General features: G+C 60.6%; 16 protein-coding genes. 4 read left to right on the top strand and 12 right to left on the bottom strand.

Going from position 1 to position 22,847, the window contains the following annotated elements; translation table 11 throughout:
* Positions 1 to 359 precede the first annotated feature (359 nt).
* The gene (locus AC07X6_RS27950) at positions 360 to 2,348 is read left to right on the top strand and encodes a sigma-54-dependent Fis family transcriptional regulator (protein ID WP_230542417.1); all 1,989 of its coding nucleotides are present in this window, start codon (positions 360 to 362) and stop codon (positions 2,346 to 2,348) included.
* 1 nt (position 2,349) lies between these two features.
* Here the strand turns inward: AC07X6_RS27950 and AC07X6_RS27955 are convergent, their stop codons facing one another.
* The 7 genes from AC07X6_RS27955 to AC07X6_RS27985 form a co-directional block, all read right to left on the bottom strand.
* Positions 2,350 to 3,360 carry an FAD:protein FMN transferase gene (locus AC07X6_RS27955; RefSeq protein ID WP_494793138.1) on the bottom strand — a complete coding sequence of 337 codons (1,011 nt, stop codon included), beginning with the start codon at positions 3,358 to 3,360 and terminating at the stop codon, positions 2,350 to 2,352.
* Entirely contained in the window at positions 3,350 to 5,461 is a 2,112-nt protein-coding gene (locus tag AC07X6_RS27960; RefSeq protein WP_494793139.1) for a 4Fe-4S binding protein, read from the bottom strand. Before AC07X6_RS27960 ends, AC07X6_RS27955 begins: the two co-directional genes overlap by 11 nt.
* Before the next feature lie 48 nt (positions 5,462 to 5,509).
* Positions 5,510 to 6,670 (bottom strand): porin, encoded by a 1,161-nt coding sequence (locus tag AC07X6_RS27965; protein WP_494793140.1) that lies wholly within the window; start codon positions 6,668 to 6,670, stop codon positions 5,510 to 5,512.
* A gap of 287 nt (positions 6,671 to 6,957) precedes the next feature.
* Positions 6,958 to 8,694, bottom strand: a complete 1,737-nt coding sequence (locus tag AC07X6_RS27970) for a PQQ-dependent methanol/ethanol family dehydrogenase (protein ID WP_475415098.1) — start codon at positions 8,692 to 8,694, stop codon at positions 6,958 to 6,960.
* Between the two features lie 49 nt (positions 8,695 to 8,743).
* Positions 8,744 to 9,133 (bottom strand): DUF779 domain-containing protein, encoded by a 390-nt coding sequence (locus tag AC07X6_RS27975; protein ID WP_474294588.1) that lies wholly within the window; start codon positions 9,131 to 9,133, stop codon positions 8,744 to 8,746.
* Between the two features lie 55 nt (positions 9,134 to 9,188).
* On the bottom strand, positions 9,189 to 10,709 hold the full coding sequence (gene adh / locus AC07X6_RS27980; protein WP_077399968.1) for an aldehyde dehydrogenase: 1,521 nt from the start codon (positions 10,707 to 10,709) through the stop codon (positions 9,189 to 9,191).
* Positions 10,710 to 11,044: 335 nt separating this feature from the next.
* Complete coding sequence (locus tag AC07X6_RS27985) at positions 11,045 to 12,001, bottom strand: beta-propeller fold lactonase family protein (RefSeq protein WP_494793141.1); 957 nt, start codon at positions 11,999 to 12,001, stop codon at positions 11,045 to 11,047.
* A gap of 203 nt (positions 12,002 to 12,204) precedes the next feature.
* On the opposite strand from AC07X6_RS27985, the gene AC07X6_RS27990 reads away from it, so the two are divergent.
* Positions 12,205 to 14,358 (top strand): TonB-dependent receptor family protein, encoded by a 2,154-nt coding sequence (locus AC07X6_RS27990; protein WP_494793142.1) that lies wholly within the window; start codon positions 12,205 to 12,207, stop codon positions 14,356 to 14,358.
* A gap of 159 nt (positions 14,359 to 14,517) precedes the next feature.
* Here AC07X6_RS27990 and AC07X6_RS27995 read toward each other — a convergent pair whose 3' ends face one another.
* The 5 genes from AC07X6_RS27995 to AC07X6_RS28015 all read right to left on the bottom strand — a co-directional run bounded on the left by AC07X6_RS27995 (position 14,518) and on the right by AC07X6_RS28015 (position 20,039).
* Positions 14,518 to 15,351, bottom strand: a complete 834-nt coding sequence (locus AC07X6_RS27995; RefSeq protein ID WP_230542424.1) for a substrate-binding periplasmic protein — start codon at positions 15,349 to 15,351, stop codon at positions 14,518 to 14,520.
* 25 nt (positions 15,352 to 15,376) lie between these two features.
* Positions 15,377 to 15,862 carry a cytochrome c-550 PedF gene (gene pedF / locus AC07X6_RS28000; RefSeq protein ID WP_494793143.1) on the bottom strand — a complete coding sequence of 162 codons (486 nt, stop codon included), beginning with the start codon at positions 15,860 to 15,862 and terminating at the stop codon, positions 15,377 to 15,379.
* Positions 15,863 to 15,994: 132 nt separating this feature from the next.
* Positions 15,995 to 17,014 (bottom strand): RNA 3'-terminal phosphate cyclase, encoded by a 1,020-nt coding sequence (rtcA, locus tag AC07X6_RS28005; protein ID WP_494793144.1) that lies wholly within the window; start codon positions 17,012 to 17,014, stop codon positions 15,995 to 15,997.
* A gap of 16 nt (positions 17,015 to 17,030) precedes the next feature.
* Positions 17,031 to 18,266 (bottom strand): RtcB family protein, encoded by a 1,236-nt coding sequence (locus AC07X6_RS28010; protein ID WP_494793145.1) that lies wholly within the window; start codon positions 18,264 to 18,266, stop codon positions 17,031 to 17,033.
* A gap of 201 nt (positions 18,267 to 18,467) precedes the next feature.
* The gene (locus tag AC07X6_RS28015; protein ID WP_494793146.1) at positions 18,468 to 20,039 is read right to left on the bottom strand and encodes a vWA domain-containing protein; all 1,572 of its coding nucleotides are present in this window, start codon (positions 20,037 to 20,039) and stop codon (positions 18,468 to 18,470) included.
* Positions 20,040 to 20,246: 207 nt separating this feature from the next.
* On the opposite strand from AC07X6_RS28015, the gene rtcR reads away from it, so the two are divergent.
* Positions 20,247 to 21,860, top strand: a complete 1,614-nt coding sequence (gene rtcR / locus AC07X6_RS28020; protein WP_494793147.1) for an RNA repair transcriptional activator RtcR — start codon at positions 20,247 to 20,249, stop codon at positions 21,858 to 21,860.
* Between the two features lie 6 nt (positions 21,861 to 21,866).
* On the top strand, positions 21,867 to 22,655 hold the full coding sequence (locus tag AC07X6_RS28025; protein ID WP_494793148.1) for a nucleotidyltransferase domain-containing protein: 789 nt from the start codon (positions 21,867 to 21,869) through the stop codon (positions 22,653 to 22,655).
* Positions 22,656 to 22,847: the final 192 nt, after the last annotated feature.

Raw genomic sequence — 22,847 nt, forward strand, 5'->3', positions numbered from 1 at the left:
CTGCGAAGAAGGAAGAGTATGAAGCGTTTCGGCTAATTCGTCAACCTTCTTTTTTCACCCTGCTTTACTCGGCATTTGCATGCGTCGTTCAGCGAGGGGGCGAATTATAGCCCTGCCCTGCGCGCGCCGCAAGGGCTATTTTTTGCGCCAGATCAAAGGCGATAGGCCTGGCACCGCAATTGCTTATATGAACACATGCACCAACCAACGAGGGGGAGCAACTCTGGGCCTGGCAGCAACACTGGGGACAGCCCGGCTCGCTTTGCTTTGCTCCCATCTGTGACAGGTGCTACATTATGGAACACTCTCGATATTCAAAAGAGCGCCGCAGTACAGGGCCCAACGGAGGCAACGAGATCATGTATCAACCGTCAGCTACTTACCGTAGCGCACCGTTTTCGTCCATCGCGGACGCGAACTCTTTGCCGGCAGGACAGGATAACGTCCCCGTCATCATCGAAACTTCCCATCAGCGTTCCGTCGCCTTTGGCCTGTCGCCCACTGCCACGCCCGACTTTACGCCGGCCGGCAAGTCCGACCTGTCGCTGCTGATCGAGCAAAACCGCATGCTGCACACGCATGCGCTGCCGGCCATGGAAACCCTGTACCAGCAAATCGTCAACACCCACAATATGGTGATCTTGACGGATGCCAACGGCGTGATCGTGCATTCGCTGGGCGACGATGATTTCCTGGAGAAAGCCAATCGCGTCGCCCTGCAGCCGGGCGTGGCGTGGTCGGAACAAAGCCGCGGCACGAATGCCATCGGCACGGCCATCACGGAAAAAGTACCGACTCTGGTCCATGCGGACCAGCATTACCTTGCTGCAAATCATTTCCTGACGTGCTCTGCCGCGCCGATCACCGACCACCGGGGCAATGTCATCGGCGTGCTGGACGTCTCGAGCGACCAGCGCAGTTTTCACAAGCATACGATGGCCCTCGTGCGCATGTCGGCGCTGATGATCGAAAATCAGCTGTTTTCCGCCACCTTCGAAGATGCCATCACCGTGCACTTCCACGCGCGGCCCGAATTCATCGGCACCTTGATGGAAGGCATCGCCTCGTTCACGCCGGGCGGGCGGTTTTTATCCGCCAACAAGAATGGCTTGTTCCAGTTGGGCCTCTCATTTGCCGCGCTGCAATCGCACACCTTCAGTTCCCTGTTCGGCTTGCCTGTTTCCGCCCTGTACGACCATTACCGTACCGCCTCGCCCGGCTTGCTGAACCTGTGCATGCACAGCGGCGTGCGCGTGTACGGACGCGCACAGTTGCGCCTGTCCAATAGCGTCTTCCAGCACGGCTTTAGCACCAGCACCGACCATAGCGATATCAACGCCGTGCCGGCGGCGATCCCTGCACCGGCCAGCCATGCGGCCAATGCGGCGCGCCGCCTGTCCGGCTTGCGCTACCTGCGCACGGGCGATCCGCAACTGGAATTGGTGATCGAAAAGGTCAATAAAGTCCTGGGACGTGATATTCCCATCCTCGTCATGGGAGAGACAGGCACCGGCAAGGAATTGCTGGCGCAAGCCATCCATAACGACTCGCCGCGGGCCATGGGACCGTTTATTGCCGTCAACTGCGCTTCGATCCCGGAAACCCTGATCGAGTCCGAACTGTTCGGCTATGAAGACGGGGCGTTTACGGGTGCGCGCAAGAAAGGGGCAATCGGCAAGATCCTGCAGGCCAATGGCGGCACCCTGTTCCTCGATGAAATCGGCGACATGCCTTTCGGCTTGCAGGCGCGGCTGTTGCGCGTGCTGCAGGAACGCATGGTCACGCCGCTGGGCAGCAGCAAGTCGATCACCGTGAATGTGGAACTCATTTGCGCCACGAATCACAACTTGCGCGAACGCATGGCCAAGGGACTGTTCCGCGAAGATCTGTATTACCGCCTGAACGGCCTGGTAGTGAAACTGCCACCGCTGCGCGAGCGCACGGACCTCGACACGGTCGTGAAAAAAATCCTCGCGACGGAAGCGCCCGACACGCGTTACACGGTGGCGCCGGACATCTTGCGCCTGTTCCACCAGCATAAATGGCCGGGCAACTTCCGCCAGCTGACCAATCTGTTGCGCACGGCCATCGTCATGGCAGGCGACGAACATGAAATCTGTTTGCGCCACATGCCTGACGATTTCCTCGACGATATTGAGATGACGCAAGCGACTGCCGCCAGCGCCAGCACGGACCGCATGATCGCCGCCGGCGCCAACCTGGAAGAGATGGAGCAAAGCGTAATCCTCAAGTCGCTCGATGCCCACGGCGGCAACGTTTCGGCCACGGCGCGTGCCTTGGGCGTGTCGCGCAACACGATCTATCGCAAGGTGCCGCATCTGAAATAGCCTAGAGTAGACGGGGAAAGCCGGGCGACATCTTGCGCCGCCCTTGCTTGTCGATGGTCATCAGGTCGATGCCCTGCATCTGCGCGGCCATCGCATGCGCGCGCACGGCCCCCGTCACCATGAAGGTCGTCGACAAACCATCGGCCAGCAAGCCCGTGGGCGCCAGCACGGTCACGCTGGCCAGTTCGCCCGGCGAATCGCCCTTCGATGGGTCGAAGATGTGGTGATGCACGAAGTCGGGCGTGAACGCGCATTCGTAGTCGCCGGACGTGGCCACGCTGCGCCCCTCCACTTTCAAGGTGGCCGCCAGGATTTCCGCGTCGCGCGGATCCTGGATGCCCAAGGTCCACGGGCGGCGCACGGCACGCTGCCCACGCGCGACGAACTCGCCCGTGTCGAGCAGCGCGTGCCGCACGCCGCGCGCCTGCACGGCCGCCAGCGCCACGTCGGCCGCATAGCCTTGCGCCAGGCCATTCAAGGTCAGCGCCATGCCGGGCTGAAGAAAACGCACTTCGCGGCAATCCCATGCCAGTTGCCGCCAGCCTACCCGCACCTGCGCCGCGCGGCGCAATGCTTCCTCCGGTAAGCTTGCCTGGTCTGCCGCCGCGCGAAACAGCTGCCATAAAGGTTGCACCGTGACATCAAACGCCCCATCGCTCCATTGCGACAAGACTCGCGCCTGCGCCAGCACGGCCAGCAGGTGCGTGTCCGGCCGGGCCAGGCGGCCATCGCGGTTCAGCTGGAAGACTTGGCTGGCGGGACTGTAAATGCTCATCAGGCGGTCGACATTCCTCGCTGCATGCAAGGCATCCTCGATGGCCAGTTCCGCCTGGCGCTGATCGTGGTGCAACACGGTGACGGCGATGGTCGTGCCGAACGCCAGCGCGGCGCCTTGATAGGGGCGCACGCCGGACGCCGTGACCGTACCGCGCGCCATGCTGTCAGGCAAGATAACGCCCGCCATGCCGGCCACGCTGCCGATCGCTGCGGAAATAAACGTTCTACGCTGCATTGCTGCTCTCCTCTGCCGTGGCCCGGACAATCGGGATGGTACGGGTACGCTTGATTTCCAGCATCAAGGGCGCGCATTTTTCATCGCTGGCGTAAATCACCACGCAATCCATGCACTGGAAACACTCGCCGTAATCGACTTTCCCGCTGGGCGCAATGGCATGATGCTCGCAACGGTGGCGGCAAGTCTGGCACGGCGTGCCGCATTCCTTGCGGCGGGGAATCCAGTTGAACATGCGAAACCGTCCCAGCAGCGCCAGCGCCGCGCCAAACGGGCACAGGTAGCGGCAAAAGAATTTATAGGCAACACTGCTGAGCAGCAGCAAGCCCACGGCATACGCAACGAAGGGCCAGGCCCGCACGAAGTTCAGGGTGATGGCCGTCTTGAACGGTTCCAGCTCCACCAGCTTGTCCGTGATCTGGCTGGAAAACACGCTGCTGCCGAGTATGGCCGCCAGCAAGCCATATTTGATCCATTTCAAACGTCCATCGAGGCGCGGCTTGATTTTCCACTGCGGCAAGCGCAGCCACTGGCCCAGCTTGCCCGTGAATTCCTGCAGGGCGCCAAACGGGCACAGCCAGCCGCAAAACGTGCCGCGCCCCCAAATGAATAGGCTGAGCAGCACGAAAGCCCACAGGATCACCGTCATCGGATCGAACAGGAAAAAGCCCAGGCTGCGCCCCGCCAGCAGGGCCTGGATAACACCCGTGATATTGACGATCGACAACTGCCCCTGCGCGTAATAACCGATGAAGCCGATGGTAAACAACAAAAACAGGCGGCGGAACCATGCAAATTGCCGGCCATTACGCACCAGACGTTTCTGCCTGGTCAGCGCGCCGGCCAGCAGCGCCAGCCCGGCCAGCAAGATCAGCAGTTCAGCCTTGCGCCCCTTCCACGTGCCGCGCCAGCCGGCATCGTCACCTTGCGGCGCGCTATAAAAATCGGCAGGCAGGCGGTAGCTGAAATCGACGTTGCGGGCGATGCGCTCCGGATACACGATACCCTTGCTGCGCGTGACCGGCATAGTGAACGCCAGCGGACTGGCCGCATCGAGTCCAGCCTGGCTGATGACGCGGAAGACGGCAATATTTTCAGTCGGCAACGGTCCCGCCTCCGACACGCTTAATTCCAGGTCCAGGTCGCGCATGTCGATGGGCAAGCCATCCTGCTTCAGCAGCAAGCGCTCGGGCACCGTGCCGCGCACGAAATCGTCGCCCAGCACGCTGTAGCGCCCGCGCGACATGACGAGGATGGCGTGGTCGCCCTCGTCAAGCCGGTTGCGCAGCTTGTTCCAGCTGCGTTCCGTCAACAAGTTGCGTCCCACCGTGGGCACGGACACGTAGGCCAGGTACAGGTCGATGAACAGGCCGTCCGGCTCGCGCTGAGCCTGCGCGTCGAGTCCGGCGCCATTGCTGCCAGCAAACAGGATTTCGACGTCCTTGTTGCTCAGGCGCACATGCTGGATCAAACCCTGCTCAAGCATCTGCGCCACGCTGAGTTTCTCGAACACGTCCATGCGGATGCGGGCGATCTGGTCCGGGTCGCGGCCTTGCGCGAAGCCCAGCTTTTTGCGCGACACTTTCAAGGCCGATGCCAGCACGCTCTGGTTGATGATGCGCACGGAAGCCGTGGCCTTCGACACGCCATCGATATCGGCGTGGGTCGCATCTGGCGCGCGTTTCTTCTTGGCATCGATGGCGATATTCTGTTTCAACGACAAGCCTTGGTACTGTTTGACGAATTGAAACAGCGGCGCTTCGCCCAAGCCATCGAGAAACACGGGTTCGTGTTGCGATAGAACAGACACATCCAGAAAACTGCCCTGCGGATTGATGGCAATCAATAAATTGACGGGAACGCCGGAAAAGCCGGGAATCGGCGCCAGGTCCACCGACTCAAAGACATAGCCAACCAGCTCGGTCGCCGTGGCGTTTTGCTTGAACAGGGGCCAGATGGGCAAGTCGGTTTCCTTCTCGCCGACGACGAGGGGCGCGGGGAAGCGCCGCGCCAGCTCGGCCCTGGTGAGCACGCCCGCCCATGCCTGCCCCAGGATAAACAGGAATAGCCAGCATCCGATGAACAAGCGCAGTATCCGCATGCATAGTGCTCCGTGCGGCGCCGCAGCTTCCGGCGCCGCATACATTGGTTAGAAGAAAATAATGCCGCCCAGGGACACGCCATTCATCTTCGCTTCGCCGCCCGCAAAGGCTTTCGAGCGCGTCTGCCCCAGCTCGCCCACCAGGGTGATTGCACTGTTGAGCGAGTAGTACGCACCGAGGGTCAGGTTGGCGTTCGACTTCAAGCCGCCCGTGCCGGCCGTGTTGTCGTCGTTCTTGCTGATGCCATAGGACAAGCCCAGCTTCAGCTTGTCCGTCGTCTTGTACGTGCCTTGCAGCAGCCAGTTCTTCGACTTGGTATCGCCCTGGTCCGCATCGGACAAGATACCGAGTCCCTTGCCGCCCTGGAAGTTGACCAATACGCCGGCCGGGCCCATCTGGTAGGAGCCGCCCACTTCCACGCCGCGCATGGTCAGGTCATCGACGCCAGGCGTTTTCGAGGTGAATTTTTGCGACTTCACGCCCAGCCAGGCTTTCAAGCCCTCTTGCGCATACGTCAGTTGCACCTGCACTTGCGGGCTGGACTTCGAAGAATAGGTCGAACCTGCAACAATCGGCGTATCGGAGACGGGGCTGACCAGCGCCACGTCGACGCCAAATCCGCCCGACTTCGGCGAGCTGTACATGATCTGGCCATAATTACCCAGATAGGTGTAGCCGGCGCCGATATGGCCCAGGGTCACCCGGCCCCGCTGCGTCGCCTGCACGGGTGCGCCCGAACCCAGCAAGGTCATGTCGGACAGGATCGCATTCGCGCCGAAGATGCCGTAGTCACGCCCCAGCTTGAAAGTGCCCATTTCCGCATTGCCAAACGTGAAAAAGGCCTGGCGCACATCGACCACGCTGTTCTGGCTGATGGCGCTGTCCGTGGCCGTCGAGTTGTAGATGCCGATCAAGGCTTTCACGTCGTACTCGCCCAGGCGCGACGAGGCCGAGGTGATCAAGCCATTCGGCAGCAAGCCGTTGCCGATGGTGGTGCGATCCTTTTCTCCGCCGCAACCGAGCGCCTGGCCGCCCAGCGCCAGCCCTCCCACGGCATCGCCCGAGCACGACACTTGCGTGTAATAGGCGTTGACGATGCCGCCCACCGACACGGTCCAGTCGCCGGCCTTGATATCGACGGCTTGCGCCTGCCCCACCGCTGCGATCGTCATGACACCCAGGCTCCCCAGCTTGATCCATGTGTTCATTTCTTCTCCTCTTTCTTCTCTGTTTTTAGTGTGCACACCAGTGATTGATGTACCTCAAGCTTTGGCAATAAGCATGCCCAGCACGGTTCACAGGGAGAAAGAGAAAAAGCGCATATAAGGTGTGCAGCAGCGGATCAATTGCCCCGCACGATGTTACTTTTTTGACCGCCAGCACGCCGATCGCGCGCCTGCGTAAACAAAAAACTGACGGCCTGGGCCGTCAGCAAAAAGAAAACGCCCGGCGGACAGGGAGACGCCCATCCGAGTGGCCCGGGCGCTTCGCCCCGTTATTTCGACGCGAGCTTGAAGACCCACACGGAACCGCCCTGTTCCAGGAAGTTGACCTTCTTCGCCACTTCGCCGCCCCACAGCGGCACGGCACCACCCCAGCCGGAAACGACGGCCACGTATTGCGTGTCGCCATCCTGCCAGGTGACGGGCGGCGCCACGACGCCGGAGCCCGTCTGGAATTTCCACAGCTCCTTGCCCGTCTTCGCATCGACGGCTTTCAGGAAGCCTTCCGGCGTGCCGTAGAACACCAGGTTGCCGGCCGTACTCATCACGCCGCCCCACAGCGGCGCGTTGTTCTTGATTTCCCAGACGATCTTGCCCGTCTTCGGATCGACGGCGCGCATGGCGCCGATGTAGTCGTCAAACAGAGGCTTGATGGTGAAACCGGCACCGAGGAAGGCGCCGCCCTTCTTGTAGCTGATCGGCTCGTTCCAGATATCCATGCCCCATTCATTCGCGGGAACGTAGAACAGCTTGGTTTGCGGCGAGTAGGCCATCGGCATCTGGTTTTTTGCACCCAGGAAAGCGGGCGCGGCAAACACGGTCGTGCCCTTCTTGCCCTCTTCTCCCTTGGTCGGGTCGCCAGGGCGTCCGGCGGGAATGAAGTTCGGCCGTCCCGTCTTCAGGTCGATGCTGCTGGCCCAGGTGATTTTCTTGACGAACGGAAAGGCGTTCTGCAGCTTGCCGTTGGCCGCATCGATGACGTAGAAGAAACCGTTGCGGTCGGCCTTGCCGCCGTAGCGCTTGCCATCCATGTCGAAGGTGACGAACTCGTTGGCACCGTCGAAATCCCAGGCGTCGTTCGGCGTATTCTGGTACGCCCATTTGATCTGCCCCGTTTTCACGTCGAGGGCCACGGTGGACGACGAGTACAGATTGTCGCCGGGACGCAAATGGCTGTTCCACGGCGCCGGGTTGCCCGTGCCAAAATACGCCAGCTTGGTCTGCGGATCGTAGGTGCCGCCCATCCACGTCGAGGCGCCGCCCGTTTTCCACAGGTCGCCCGGCCAGGTCTTGTTCACGGTGCCGGATACGCCGTTGTCGATGGCCTTGCCATCCTTGTCGTAGCGGTGGCCCATATGGCCTTCCACCGTGGGACGGCTCCACACGAGGTCGCCCGTCATCGGATTGCGCGCCTCGACCCGGCCGACGATGCCGAATTCCCCGCCCGACACGCCCGTCAGCAGCAAGCCTTCGGCGATCAGCGGCGCAGCCGTCATCGAGTAGCCGGCCGCATAATCGTCAACTTTCTCCTTCCAGACGATCTTGCCCGTGTTTTGATCCAGCGCAACGAGATAAGCGTCGAGCGTGCCGAAAATCACCAGGTTGCCGTACAGGGCTGCGCCGCGGTTGACCACGTCGCAGCAGGGCATGATGCCGTCCGGCAAGCGATGCTCATATTTCCACAGTTTGGCGCCCGTTTTCAAGTCGACGGCAAAGATACGCGAATACGATGCCGTGACGAACATCTTGCCGTTGTGAATCAAGGGCTGCGATTCCTGGCCCCGCTGCTTTTCGCCGCCAAACGAGAACGACCAGGCCGGCACCAGCTTGGCCACGGTCTTGTCATTGATCTGCGTCAACGGCGAATAGCGCTGGCCCTGCGTGCCCATGCCGAACGACAGGACGCTGGACGGATTCTTCGCCGTGCTGTCGAGCATGGCGGTGGTGACATTGCCTACGTCGGCCGCCTGGGCCAGCGATGCCAAGCCCAAACCGATGAGTATCCCCATGATGTTTTTCTGCACAATCATCTCCCTCTGTTATTAGTATGTGTATGTATCAGGTGTTGCCGTGGTCGTGCGGCTGCGCATGCAACAAGGCGCACTCTTCATCGGTGAACAGGCGTGAGCGCGTCAAGAAGCGCTTGCCCGTGCCGTTGTCGAGTGAAAACATGCCACCATTGCCATCGACCACATCGATAATCAACTGGGTATGCTCCCAGTACTCGAATTGCTCGAGTCCCATGTAAAACGGTGTGCCATTCAAATTGCCGAGATAGATGTCGGTATCGCTGACATCGAACTCGCCCAGCGCGTAGCACATGGGCGCGCTGCCGTCGCAGCAGCCGCCAGACTGGAAAAACATCAGCGGGCCGTGACGCTGGCGCAACTTGTCCATCATTTCCAGCGCCGCTTCGGTGGCGACCACCCGGGCAATTGCTGCACTCATGGCATCCCTTTCTGCGCGCCGCGCCTGGACTACGGGCGCGGCGCCTGTTGCCGGTTTAGAAGAAGCCCAGCGCTTTCGGGCTATAGCTCACCAGCAAGTTCTTCGTTTGCTGGTAGTGGTCGAGCATCATCTTGTGGTTTTCGCGGCCGATACCCGATTGCTTGTAGCCGCCGAACGCGGCGTGGGCCGGGTACAGGTGGTAGCAATTGGTCCACACGCGGCCCGCCTGGATGGCGCGGCCCATGCGGAAGGCGCGCGAACCGTCGCGCGTCCACAAGCCGGCGCCCAGGCCGTACAAGGTGTCGTTGGCAATCGCCAGCGCGTCGGCCTCGTCCTTGAAGGTCGTCACGGACACGACAGGCCCGAAAATCTCTTCCTGGAAGATGCGCATCTTGTTGTTGCCCTTGAACACGGTCGGACGCACGTAGTAGCCGCCTTCCAGGTCGCCCGCCTGCGTGTTGCGCTCGCCGCCGGCCAGCACTTCGGCGCCTTCCTGGCGGCCGATGTCGAGATAGGACAGGATTTTTTCCAGCTGCTCCTGCGATGCCTGCGCGCCGATCATGGTGGACGAATCGAGCGGGTTGCCCTGCTTGATGGCGGCCACGCGCTTCAGGGCCCGTTCGATGAATTTCTCGTAGATCGATTCCTGGATCAGCACGCGCGATGGGCAGGTGCACACCTCGCCTTGATTCAGCGCAAACATCGCAAAACCTTCCAGGCACTTGTCGAAATACTCGTCGTCCGCATCCATCACGTCTTCAAAGAAGATGTTCGGCGACTTGCCGCCCAGCTCCAGGGTGACGGGAATCAGGTTTTGCGCGGCGTAACCCATGATCAGGCGGCCCGTGCCCGTTTCGCCCGTGAAGGCGATCTTGGCGATGCGCTTGCTCGACGCCAACGGCTTGCCCGCTTCCAGGCCGAAACCGTTGATGATGTTCAGCACGCCCGGCGGCAACAGGTCGCCAATCAGCTCGATCAACACCATGATGGAGGCGGGGGTCTGCTCGGCCGGTTTCAGGACGACGCAATTGCCGGCGGCCAGGGCTGGCGCCAGTTTCCACACGGCCATCAGGATCGGGAAATTCCAGGGAATGATCTGGCCCACGACGCCCAGCGGCTCATGGTAGTGGTAGGCATAGGTTTCCGCATCGATTTGCGCGACGGAACCTTCCTGCGCGCGGATGCAGCCGGCAAAGTAGCGGAAATGGTCGATGGCCAGCGGAATGTCGGCATTCATCGTTTCGCGGATGGGCTTGCCGTTGTCGATGGTTTCCGCCGTGGCGATCAGGCTCAGGTTCTGTTCGATGCGGTCGGCGATGCGGTTCAGGATATTGGCGCGCTCGGCAGGCGAAGTCTTGCCCCAGGCCTCCTTGGCGGCATGCGCGGCATCCAGCGCCAGCTCGACGTCTTCCGTCGTGGAACGGGCGATTTCGCAAAACGGCAAGCCGGTGATCGGCGTGATGTTGGGAAAGTATTCACCTTTTACTGGTGCAACGAATTTGCCGCCGATGTAATTGTCATAGCGTTGTTTGAAGGGATTGGCTACGCCCAGTTTGCTGATGTCTGCGAGATTCATGTCGTCCTCTATCGGGTTAATTAGAATGAAATTACTTAATTAAAATCAAACGTCCTGGTACAGATGGGGTGAGTACACGCAGTCTTCCGCAAATGCCGTGCCAGCTCGCCATCCCCCTACAAACTTAGCCTGTTTTACCCCTGTTGCAAGGGCGCGGCGTCAACGCCGGTGCGCTTTTCGGCGCATGCCCGGGCTTGCGCTGCGGGGACGGGCCTGTTTGCGTTTTGAACAAGGTGAAGGCATCCTGTTCCAATCCGGGCCAGCCCTGCTGCTGCGGCCCGTCGCCGCTGCACAATGGAACAGGTGTACCAGACTGGAACACCTGCCCTGTACCACTACCGAATCACCACACCCCATGGCAATTCGCCCACGGCAATATCGGCCACCTTGCGCGCGCTGGCCGTGTCGATGACGGAAACGCTGTTCGAGCGGCCATTGGCCACGTACAGCTTGGCGCCGTCGGGCGTGATGGCCATGTTCCACGGACGCTTGCCGACGGGAATGGTGGCCGTGACCTGATTGCTGGCCGTGTCGATCACCATCACCGTGCCGTCGATGCCGTTCGAGACATACACCTGCCTGCCGCTGGGTTGAACGGCGATACCGTTGGCATTCTTGCCCGCTGGAATGGTGGCAATCGCCTTGCGCGCGGCCATATCGATCACGTAGACGGCATTGACCAGTTCGCACGCCACATAGGCGCGGCCCGAGTCCGGACTGAAACCGATGCCGCGCGGACGCAGTCCCACGGCGATGGAAGCCACCTGACGGCGTTGCGCCACATCAATGACATCGACTTGCTCGGCCTCTTCCGCGCTGACCAGCAGCCAGCGCCCATCGGGGCTGAACACGGCGTGTTCCGGATTGCGTCCCTGCACCTTGATGTCGGCGAGCAAGACGCCCGTCTGGCCATCAAGCAAGGCCACGCTATTGTTTTCCTCGACGGCCACGGCAACGTAACTGCCGTCATGCGAAGCACTGACGCCTTCGGGCGACTTGCCCAGCGTCACCGTGCGCACGGGCGCGCCGCCAGCGTTGTCGATCAGCAGCAAGGCGCTGCTGGCGGCATCCGTGACAAACAATTGCCGCCCGGTGGGGTCGGCGGCGATGCCGCGCGGCCGCTTGCCTGCCGCGATCTGGCGCACCACCTGGTCAGTCGCCGTGTCGATCACGCTCACGGTGCCCGATTTTTCATTGGGAACATAGGCAAAGGGAGCGGCCTGAAGGGCCGTGCTGAAGAGCGCAGGCAGCAGCCAGCACACCTGGCGCAAGCGCGGGAAGAAGTTGGGCATAATCACCTTTTCAATGGCAAAACACAGGAAAAGCGCGCGGTAGCGGCGCCTCTGATAATTGCTGCATGCAAACGCCGTGCCACTGACACGCGTATAATTTCCGCCCACCAATGGAGACATGGCAGGCATATTGCTTGATACAACTATGCAGACCTGCGCCGCGCACGCGACCAGCAGGCTTTTATTCACATTGGAGAATCCGCATGCAGCATCGTTTCCGCCTGAACACCATCGCCAGCCTGTTTGTCGCCGGCAGCGCCACCCTGGCCCCCCACGTCTTTGCCGCCGAGCCCGCTGACTTGGCCGCCGGACAACTCATGGATACGGTGGTCGTCAGCGGCAGCCGCATCGCCCACCCCAGCCAGGAAGTGCCGGCCTCGATCGACGTGGTCGACAGCGCGCGCATCCAGGATGGTCAAATCCGCGTCAACGCGTCGGAAGCGCTGGCCGCCGTGCCGGGCCTGGTCGTGCAGAACCGCCAGAACTACGCGCAGGACTTGCAAATCTCGTCGCGCGGCTTCGGCGCACGCTCGGCCTTCGGCGTGCGCGGCGTCAAGCTGATCAGCGATGGCATTCCCGCCAGCATGCCCGACGGGCAAGGCCAGGCCGCCACCTTCAACCTCGATACGGCCGAGCGCATCGAAGTGCTGCGCGGACCGTTCTCGGCCATCTATGGCAACCACTCGGGCGGCGTGATCCAGCTGTTCTCCAGGGATGGGCAAAATCCCCCATCCGTCGAACTCAATGTAACGGGCGGCAGTTTCGGCGCCAGCAAGGTGGACTTGTCGGCACAAGGGCAAGCAGGCGGCATCGGCTACGTGCTCGACGGTTCGCGCTTCCGCACGGACGGCTTCCGCGACCACAGCGCCGCCACGCGCGAACAGGCGTTCGGCAAGATCACCGTCAAGCCGAATGCGGACAGCAAGCTGACCATCGTCGCCAACAGCCTGCACCAGGGTAATACGCAAGATCCGCTGGGTGCCACCTGGGCCACGTTTGCCGCCGACCCGCGCGCCGGTGAAGTCGACGCGACGGATACGCAAAACCCGAAACGCACGCTGGCCGAACGCTACAACACGCGCAAGAGCATCGACCATCAGCAAATCGGCGCCACCTACGAGCAATCGTTTGGCGATGACCGCCTGCATGTGATGGTGTATGGCGGCAACCGCGACGTGATCCAGTACCAGGCCTTCTCCAAGTTCCTGCAAAATCAAACTGTTAATGGAGTACTTAAGCATTCGGGCGGCGTGGTCGACTTCCAGCGCCAGTTCTACGGCATCGACACCAACTGGCTGCACGTGAACCAGCTGGCCGGAGGCAAGCTGAGCACCACCATTGGCATCGATTACGGCCGCTCCAGCGACGACCGCACCGGCTATGAAAATTACATTGGCAATACCTTTGGCGTAAAAGGCAAGCTGCGCCGCGACGAGCAGGATGTCGTCTCCAGCCTCGATCCGTATATCCAGACGGAATGGCAGAGCGGGCCATGGATGCTCAGCGCAGGTTTGCGCTACAGCAAGATGAAAGTGTCGGTCAACGACCATTTCCTCGGCAATGGCGACGATAGCGGTAGCCTGGAATACAGCCACACGACACCCGTGCTGGGCCTGCTGTACAAACTGACGCCGAACGTCAACGTCTACGCTAGCGCCGCGCGCGGTTTTGAGGCGCCCACCCTGAACGAACTGTTTTACTCGGGCACGGGCGGTGGTTTCAATTACCAGCTGAAACCGGCCACCAGCACCAACCTGGAAGCGGGCATCAAGGCCAGGATCGCCAACAACACGCATGTGAACGCAGCCTTGTTCCAGATCAAGACGAACGACGAACTGATCGTGGACAGTTCCAGCGGCGGACGCACCAGCTACCGCAATGGAGGCAAAACCTTGCGCCAGGGCATGGAGGTATCGCTGGATTCAAACCTGCCATATGGCTTCACGACAAAAGTGGCGCTGACCAGCCTGCACGCCGTGTATGACCAGGCGTTTGGCGGCGTGCGCGAAGGCAGCCGCTTGCCCGGCGTGCCCAGCGCCAACCTGTTCGCGGAACTGGCCTGGAAAGACACGCTGGACCGTTTCGGCGCGGCACTGGAAAGCGTGGCCAGCAACCAGGTCTACGCGGAGGATAGCAACATCGAAAAGCCGGCGCCCGGCTACACGGTGTTCAATGCACGCTTCAACGCCAAACAAAACGTAGGGAATTGGCGCTTCAAGGAATTTGCCCGCCTGAACAATCTTTTCGACAAGACCTACGTGGGCTCCGTCATCGTCGGCGACAGCAACAAGCGCTACTATGAAGCGGCGCCGGGCCGTAACTGGTTGTTAGGCGTCAGCGCCCAATACGCGTTTTAAGAACACCTGAGAAAAAGTCCATGGCCGCGTTGCATTGCCTTGTCGTACTATTCGTACTGCCTGCGGCAATGCGCCTTGCCCTGAACATTTTTCAGGCGTTCTCATGAAAAAGCCCGCGCCTCTTCCGATGCGCGGGCTTTTAAACTCAAGCAAGCTACTTCAGGGGCGAGCTTCCTTCACCCCATATTTCTCAAAGATGGTTTTCAATTCGCCGCTGGCCGCCATCTCGTTCATGGCAGCCTGCAGTAACTTGGCTACATCGAGCTGTTGCTTGCTGACGGCCAGGCCCACGGCCCAGCCGGCACGCGGCAAGCGGGCGAACGCCACTTCGCTCAAGGGGAAAGCGGGATCGCTTTTGAGCACCGACTCGATTTCCGAACGGTTCGCCAGCACGGCGTCAAGCTTGCCTGCTTGCAATTGCTGCAAGGCTTCGGCGGCCGTGTCGAAGATCCGCACGTCGTCGCGGTACTTGCCATTGTCCTCGCCCAGCATCAGCATGGCGGCGATCGAGACCTTTTCCACGCCGATGCGCTTGCCAGCCAGCGAGGCGACGCCATCGAATTGCGGCACGGCATGCGCACTGCGCGCCAGGCGCACGGTTTCCACGTAATACGGCGCAAAGATCTCGACCTTGTCGTTGTCCGCCATCAATTTCTTGTCGACCGGCACGTGCAGCATCACGTCGGCGGGGCCATAACCGAGGTAATGCCCCTTCCACACCATATTGCGCAAATCGTCGTTGAGGTTTTCGCCGGCGGGAAATGGCAGCAAGCTCAGTTTCAAGCCCAGCTTTTTCGCCAGCGCTTCGGCAATGTCGATATCGATGCCCGTACCCTTGTCGGAAAACGGCGCGAACTCGTTGTACACCGCCACTTTCAGGCTGCCCGACTGCTGCACTTTCTGCCAGTCGGCGCGCGCCGGCGCGGCTGCGCACAGCGCCAGGCAAGCGAGCGAGAGCATCGCGCGCGTGCCCCGGAATTGAAATGAACGCATGGGACTCCTTCGTGATCAATTCGGCTTAATTGGATTCGCGGCGGGTTTCCAGGTAGGTCTTGATGGCCCACATGGCTTCCTGGTTGAACACGCCTTCGAACGGCGGCATGTACACGGCGCCATTACGCACTTTACCGTGGCGGATAGTCGACAGGAAATAATTGTCCGTTTCCTTGTAGCAAGCCTGTTTCTTTGTCTCATTCTTGATACCGAAACAATCGCGGTCCAGCTGGCGCAAGTCCGGCGCGATGCCGCCGGAGATGGCTTCAATGCCGTGGCAGCGGGCGCAATTCTGGTTGTAGGCGGATGTCCCCACCGTCAGGGCCAGTTTGTTGCCCCGATACGGGTTTTGCTCGAGCCACTTGTCGCCCACCTTGGGTAAACCCGTGGTGTCGACACCTTGCGGCGTGACATTGCCATGCGCATAAGCTTGCGGCAAGGTCAGCAGGGAAGTGAGGGCAACGGCGCCGGCGGCGGCTACGCCGAGCAGGGTGCGGATGGAATAGGTCATGCTGGTCTCCTTGGTTTTTTTAGTGAATATCCAAAGAAGAGCAAATGCCATGCCATGCTTGCGTACCCCACATCTGGCTGCCCATGTATCAATTTGGAACAGCTGCAACAGGTATTTGTGTCACCGCGTACGTCAGACGGCGGCCACCGTGCAGATGCTGGCCCGCTCCTGCTGCTCGAAAGTAATACGCACGGGTAAAAATCTGGCAATCACTTCCGCATTCGTCAACGCATGCTGCGACACCTTGTTGCAGCTGAAGCTACCGCCACCGGCCAGCGCCATCGGCAGCAAGAGCTGGTCGGCCAGGTGCTCGCCCACGGCCGCGTCCGTCTTGAGATAAGCGCGCACCTCGTTCAACAGGCGCTTGGCCACGGATTCGGCCAGCAGGGACTTTTCGCCGAACGACGTAAATACTTCCGTGACGTGTTCATGCTCCAATGTCAGCAGCAAGACGTTGCCCGGGCCCTGCTCCGCCGGCAAGCCGACGATGCGCAGCTGCTTGCCGCTCCAGCCCATGCCGCTGGCGACACGCTCGAGCTCGCGCTGCGCCACGTTCACATGCACGCCCGCCACCACGCTTTCCGCATACCCCGCCTTCCGTTCGCCGCGCTGCAGCAATACGATGGGCCGCAAGCGCGGGCACGGCTGCACGGTGGCCAGCACCTCGCCACCGCCTGCGGGATGAAAGCCATAGCGCTGCTGCGTAATCTCTACCTCGGCGCCCATCTGTTCCAGGATGCGGCCATATGCGCGCTGCAAAAAATGCACGGGCGGCGCCATGGCATTGTGCGTGCCGCCGCTGATGCGCACGGTGGACGGCCCATCCGCATGCAGCAGGGTTGGCAACAGGGTTTGCAATACCAGGGTGCAACTGCCGGCGCTGCCGATGGCAAAGCGGTAATCGCCGCCGCGTATGGGGCCAGGCACGAATTCCAGGCTGGTTGCGCGCAGCGCCACCGGCGTCGTGCGCGCCCCGCAAATGGCGGCCGCCGCCTGCACGGCCAGCAAATGCTGGCGCAGCAAGCCGGACTTTTCCCGCCCCGCGCGAATGTTAATCAGCCGAAACGGTTGCCCCGTGATCATCGACAGGCTCAGCGCCGAACGTAAAATCTGTCCGCCGCCTTCACCTTGCGCTCCATCAATTTCTATCATCTCTACTTTCTTTCTATTAACCTTTGACGCAAACGACCTGCTTCAGGATATGCACGACATCGACCAGTTCGCGCTGCGCCAGCATCACCGCATCGATATCCTTGTAAGCCATCGGAATTTCATCGATCACGTTTGCATCCTTGCGGCATTCCACGCCCTCGGTGGCGCGGATCTGGTCGTCCAGGCTGAAGCGCCGCTTCGCTTCCGTGCGGCTCATCGTGCGGCCCGCGCCGTGGCTGCAGCTATGAAAACTGTCCGCATTGCCCTTGCCGCGCACGATAAAGCTCTTCGCGCCCATGGAGCCGGGAATGATGCCCAATTCTCCGGCGCGGGCCGAGACAGCGCCCTTGCGCGTGATCAACACGTCCTTGCCGAAGTGGTGCTCCTTCTGCACATAGTTATGGTGGCAGTTGACGGCCTCCACATGCGTCTGGAACGGCTTGTGGATGACCGTGCGCACGGCGGCGATCAGATTCTGCATCATCACTTCGCGGTTGTTGCGGGCGAAACGCTGCGCCCAGCCCACGGCTTCCACGTAATCGTCGTAATGCTGCGTGCCTTCAGCCAGATAGGCCAGGTCCTGGTCGGGCAGATTGATGAAGTGGGTGCGCATGTCCTGCTTGGCCAGTTCGATGAAATGCGTGCCGATGGCGTTACCCACGCCGCGCGAACCGGAATGCAGCATGAACCACACGGAACCCTGTTCATCGAGGCACACTTCGATGAAGTGGTTACCGCTGCCCAGGGTTCCCAGGTGACGATAATTGTTCGTGTTTTTCAGCTTGGGCGTTTTCAGGCAGATGGCGTCGAATTCATCTTTCAATTGCAGCCACGCCGCATCGACCACCGAAGGCGGCGTCTGCCAGGAACCCTCGTCGCGGCCCCGGTGGCCGCGCGTCTTCGGTGACATCCCGTGCGGAATGGCGCGCTCGATGGCGCTGCGCAGCGGTCCCAGATTATCCGGCAAATCATTCGCCGTCAGCGTGGTTTTCGCCGCCATCATGCCGCAACCGATGTCCACGCCCACTGCCGCCGGAATCACGGCGCCCAGCGTGGGAATCACGCTGCCGATGGTCGACCCTTTACCCAGGTGGACGTCGGGCATGACGGCGATATGCTTGTAGATGAACGGCAGGGTCGCCGTGTTGCGCAATTGTTTTTTTGCCGCTTCTTCGACAGGCACGCCACGGGTCCACATTTTGACGGGACGGCTGCCTTCGGTATGCAGGACTTCGTACTCTTCTTTCTTCATCGCTTCTCTCATCTTCTATTTTAATCAGTAGGACAACCCGACAAGGTGGGACAGGATTTTCTGCCAGGCTGACTGCGCCTGCCAGGCCGGTTTGACGCGGCTGATCGATGTAATCCTGTCGGCATTCGGGGCACTGCGGCGCATGACAAGGTTGGACAAGACGTCTGTTATGTAGTCTTGTCCGCATTCATGCGCTTTACTTTAACAAGCTGGTGCCGCGATATCGATGGCGGCAATTTCTCCCACCCAGTGGGCGGGGTCCAGCTGGCCGGCGGCAAAGGCGGCGATGATCCTGAATACGTCATCGGAAAAACCGCCGATATTCAGGATATCCTCGCGCTCCATCGCCTGCGTGGTGGCGTGCGGCGCAATATCAATGCACACCAGCTTTGCCTGCGGATTGCGCTGCTTGAAGACCTGCCACTGTCCCATGGTCGCCGTGGCGCCGCTGCGCTTCGCGTCTATCCACGATTCGTTATCGGACACATAAATCACCAGGTCGGCCAGCTCCTTCCTGCTGTTCATGCGCAGCAGGGGCGCGCTGCAATTGGTGCCGCCACCGCCGATGGCCGCCAGTCTGGCTGCATTCTCCATCACGCTGTCATCGGCGCCAAATGCGCACTGCACCACGCTGTGCTCGAACGGCAGCACCATCGCGTCCGGATTCTTGCGCAGCATGGCTGCCGCCACCAGAGCCGCCACGTCGATGCAGCGCACGCTCGAGGTGGCGCTGCCGCGAAAGCCGCTGACGGGCGAGGCCATCGAGCCGGAAACGTCGGGACACACCACCACCTTGCCGGCGATCCGCGGCACGTTCGCCAGCGATATTTCCAGCGCCTGCTCCAGCGCCGCGTGCACGATGCGCGGTACCTTGTCGCCGGCGGCCAGGTACGCCGACATCAGCTGGTACGGGAACACGCGCGAGCTGGCGATCGCCTCGGGATCGCGCAGCCTGGCGGCGATCAGTTCCGGCATGCCGGCGATGTCGTACACGCCATGGCGGGCGAAGGTGTTCAAATTCATGCGCACCATCTGCCAGCCGCCCTGGCGGGCGATCTGCGCCCACGCCTGTGCGTTCAAGGGCAGCGCCGTCAGCATCTGGAACGGCACTGCCGGAATCGCTTGCGCTGGATCAAGCTTGTAAGCCTCGAACGCGGCCAGCACGGGCGGCAGTGCCGCCGCATCGCAGGGCTTGCCGATCAGCCAGGCGAAGAAGGCGGCGCGCCAGGCATCCCCGGGTTTCGGGTGCACCATCTTGACCACGTCGGCCAGCGATGGCGCGTTGCCCACGGCCGCGGCCAGCAAGGCTTGTTCCGACGCGCCGTTCAGCCATGCCTGCACGAGCTTTTTCGGACGCGATCCCAGCGATTTGCGGCCGATGACACCCGAACGCACGATTTGCACGAAATTGCGCAGCATCTTGCCGTTGTTAATCACGCGCTGGAAGGCCTGCGTAAATTCTGCAGCGCCCTGCCCCGCCAGCACGGCCACCAGCAAGGCCGGCATATCCTTCATATAGCCCCGCTCGCGGCAGTACACCGCCGTTTGCGCGATGAAGGCCGGTTCGACCGCCTTGCACAGCTCGATCACCTTTGCCAGCTGCGCGTCGGCGCTCGCATAAAACGTCGTGTTCAGGCAGCCCGTGGCCGCATACTGGGCCAGCTGATGGCGTGGGGTCAGCGCATACGCTGGCGCGCCTTCGGCATTGTGCGCCAGCGCCGCTGGCAAGGTTGCACTCTGTTTCGCGCTCTGGAATAAGTGGGCATTGGCCATTTTTTCGTTCCTCTCTGCTCTCTACGTTTATCTCGTTGGTATCTCCTCTATTGCAAGCGCTGTGCCAGCTTTCAATATTTCCTCAAACACTTACATAAACCATTGATTTCATTAAATAATATTTTCACGCAAGCTATGCGTTGAAAATATCCCTGTCACGGCGATTTGGAATACAATTATCTTTTAAGATAAATATTTATCCCAACTATGCAAGCAAAACGTACCGTCGTCATCGGCTTTCTCGGCACGCAGCTCGACAATGGCAGGGGAACGGCACGCTGGGAAAAGTGGCGGCCCAGCGTCGCGCTGACCCAGCATGAAGACAGGATCATCGACCGCTTCGAGCTGCTGTATGCAGGCAGGCAGTTCGACAATCTGGTACGCCAGGTGTCGCAGGACATCGCCAGCGTCTCGCCGGAAACGCAACTGCTCGCGCACGATCTGCCGATCAGCGATGCCTGGGATTTTGAAGACGTGTATGGCGCCCTCTATGATTTCGCCAACAGCTATCCCTTCGATCCTGACAATGAGGAGTACTGGATCCACATCACCACCGGCAGCCACGTGGCGCAAATCTGCATGTTCCTGATGACGGAAGCGCGCTATTTCCCGGGCCGCCTCGTGCAGACGTCGCCGCCGAAACGCCAGGCCATTGGCAATCCCGGCAGTTACGCGCTGATCGACCTCGATCTGTCGCGTTACGACCAGATCGCGCAGCGTTTTACGCGCGAGCAGGCAGAAGGCGTCGCCTTCCTGAAGTCCGGCATCGCCACGCGCAATGCGAAATTCAACGCCATGATCGGGGAAATCGAGCGCGTCGCCATCAAATCGAAGGCCCCCATGCTGCTGATGGGACCTACCGGTGCCGGCAAATCCTTCCTCGCGCGCCGCGTGTATGAACTGAAAAAATCGCGCCACCAGATCGACGGCAAATTCATCGACCTCAATTGCGCCACCTTGCATGGCGACGGCGCCGCTTCCACCCTGTTCGGCCATATCAAGGGTTCATTTACAGGTGCGGGTTCGGATAGGCCAGGCTTGCTGCGCAGCGCGCACAAGGGCCTGCTGTTTCTCGATGAAATCGGCGAACTGGGACTCGATGAACAGGCGATGCTGCTGAAAGCGATCGAGGAAAAGCGCTTCTTTCCCGTCGGCGCCGATACGGAGGTGCAAAGCGACTTCCAGCTGATCGCCGGCACCAACCGCGACCTGGGCAAGGAGGTGGCGGCCGGCCGCTTTCGCGAAGACCTGTATGCGCGCATTAACTTGTGGACCTATGCATTGCCCGGCCTGGCGCAGCGGCCGGAAGACATCGAGCCAAACCTCGACTACCTGCTGGCGCAGTACGGCGCGGAGACGGGAGAGCGAGTACGCTTCAACAAGGAGGCGCGCGAACGCTTCATGCGCTTCGCCGCATCGCCATCGGCCGCCTGGCACGGCAATTTCCGCGATTTGTCCGCCGCCGTCACGCGTCTGGCCACCTTGTCGGAAGCGGGGCGCATCACGGACCAGGTGGTGGACGAGGAAACGGCGCGCCTGCGCCGCCTGTGGCGGCATCATGGCGAACGGCCTGATGGAAACGAGGTGGCACTGGCGCAGATCATGGGAGAAACGGCCGCCGCGCAGCTGGACCTGTTCGATGCGCTGCAGCTGCAGGCAGTCATCAAGGTGTGCCGGCAGGCGAACAGCCTGTCCGACGCGGGCCGCACACTGTATGCGGCATCGCGCGCGGCGAAAGCCAGGCCGAACGATGCCGACCGGCTCAAGAAATACCTGGCCCGCTTTGCCCTTGATTGGGATAAAGTGTCTGCAAGCAACTAATACATAATGACAATGATTCCTGAAGAAATACGAGTAGAAATCATGCGCCGCCTGGCGGCCGTGGAAGAAAAGGAAGGCGTACGGATACTGCTGGCCATTGAGTCCGGCAGCCGCGCCTGGGGCTTTGCGTCGCCCAATAGCGACTTCGACGTGCGTTTCATCTATGCCCGGCCTGAAGACTGGTACTTGAGCGTCGACCTGGAAGACAAGCGCGACGTGATCGAATATCCCATCGTCGACGATATCGACCTCAATGGATGGGATGTGCGCAAGGCGCTCCAGCTATTCAGGCGTTCCAATCCCGCCGTGATTGAATGGATACAGTCGCCGATACAATATATCGAAAATGGCCATTTCAAGACTGGCATCCAAGCCTTGCTCAATTCCATCTATACGCTGGAAAAGGGTATCTACCATTACCGCAGCATGGCCAAGACCAATTACCGCGGCTATCTGATGGCGGAGATGGTGCCTTTGAAGAAATATTTTTATGTATTGCGCCCCTTGCTGGCCACGCGCTGGATAGAAACTTATCGCACGGCGCCGCCCATCGAATTTGCGGCCCTGCTGCACCTGTTACCAAAGGAAGAGGGTTTGCTGGAGGAAATTCACAGGCTGCTCGAGCGTAAAAAGCTCGCGCTGGAGAAGGAATTAGCCCCACGCATCGACAAGCTCAATGCATTTATCGAATCGGAATTGACCAGACTGGAAAATTTCAGCGTGGAGAAAGAAGAAAAACCCGCCGGGATGCAGGATTTGAATCATCTATTCCAGCGGATACTGCGAGAAATCTGATCTGAAAATGACAACGGCAGCGCGCAGCGCTGCCTTTTTTTCGTCCGTGTGCCGTGCAAGCGCTGGCGTAGATAAAATCAGCGGACATAAAAAAACCCCCACCGGATCACCGATAGGGGTTTTTTCGAATAACAAGCCTGACGATAACCTACTTTCACACTGGTTGCAGCACTATCATCGGCGCAAAGTTGT

It is taken from the genome of Janthinobacterium sp. GW460-12-1-14-LB5, assembly GCF_059423585.1.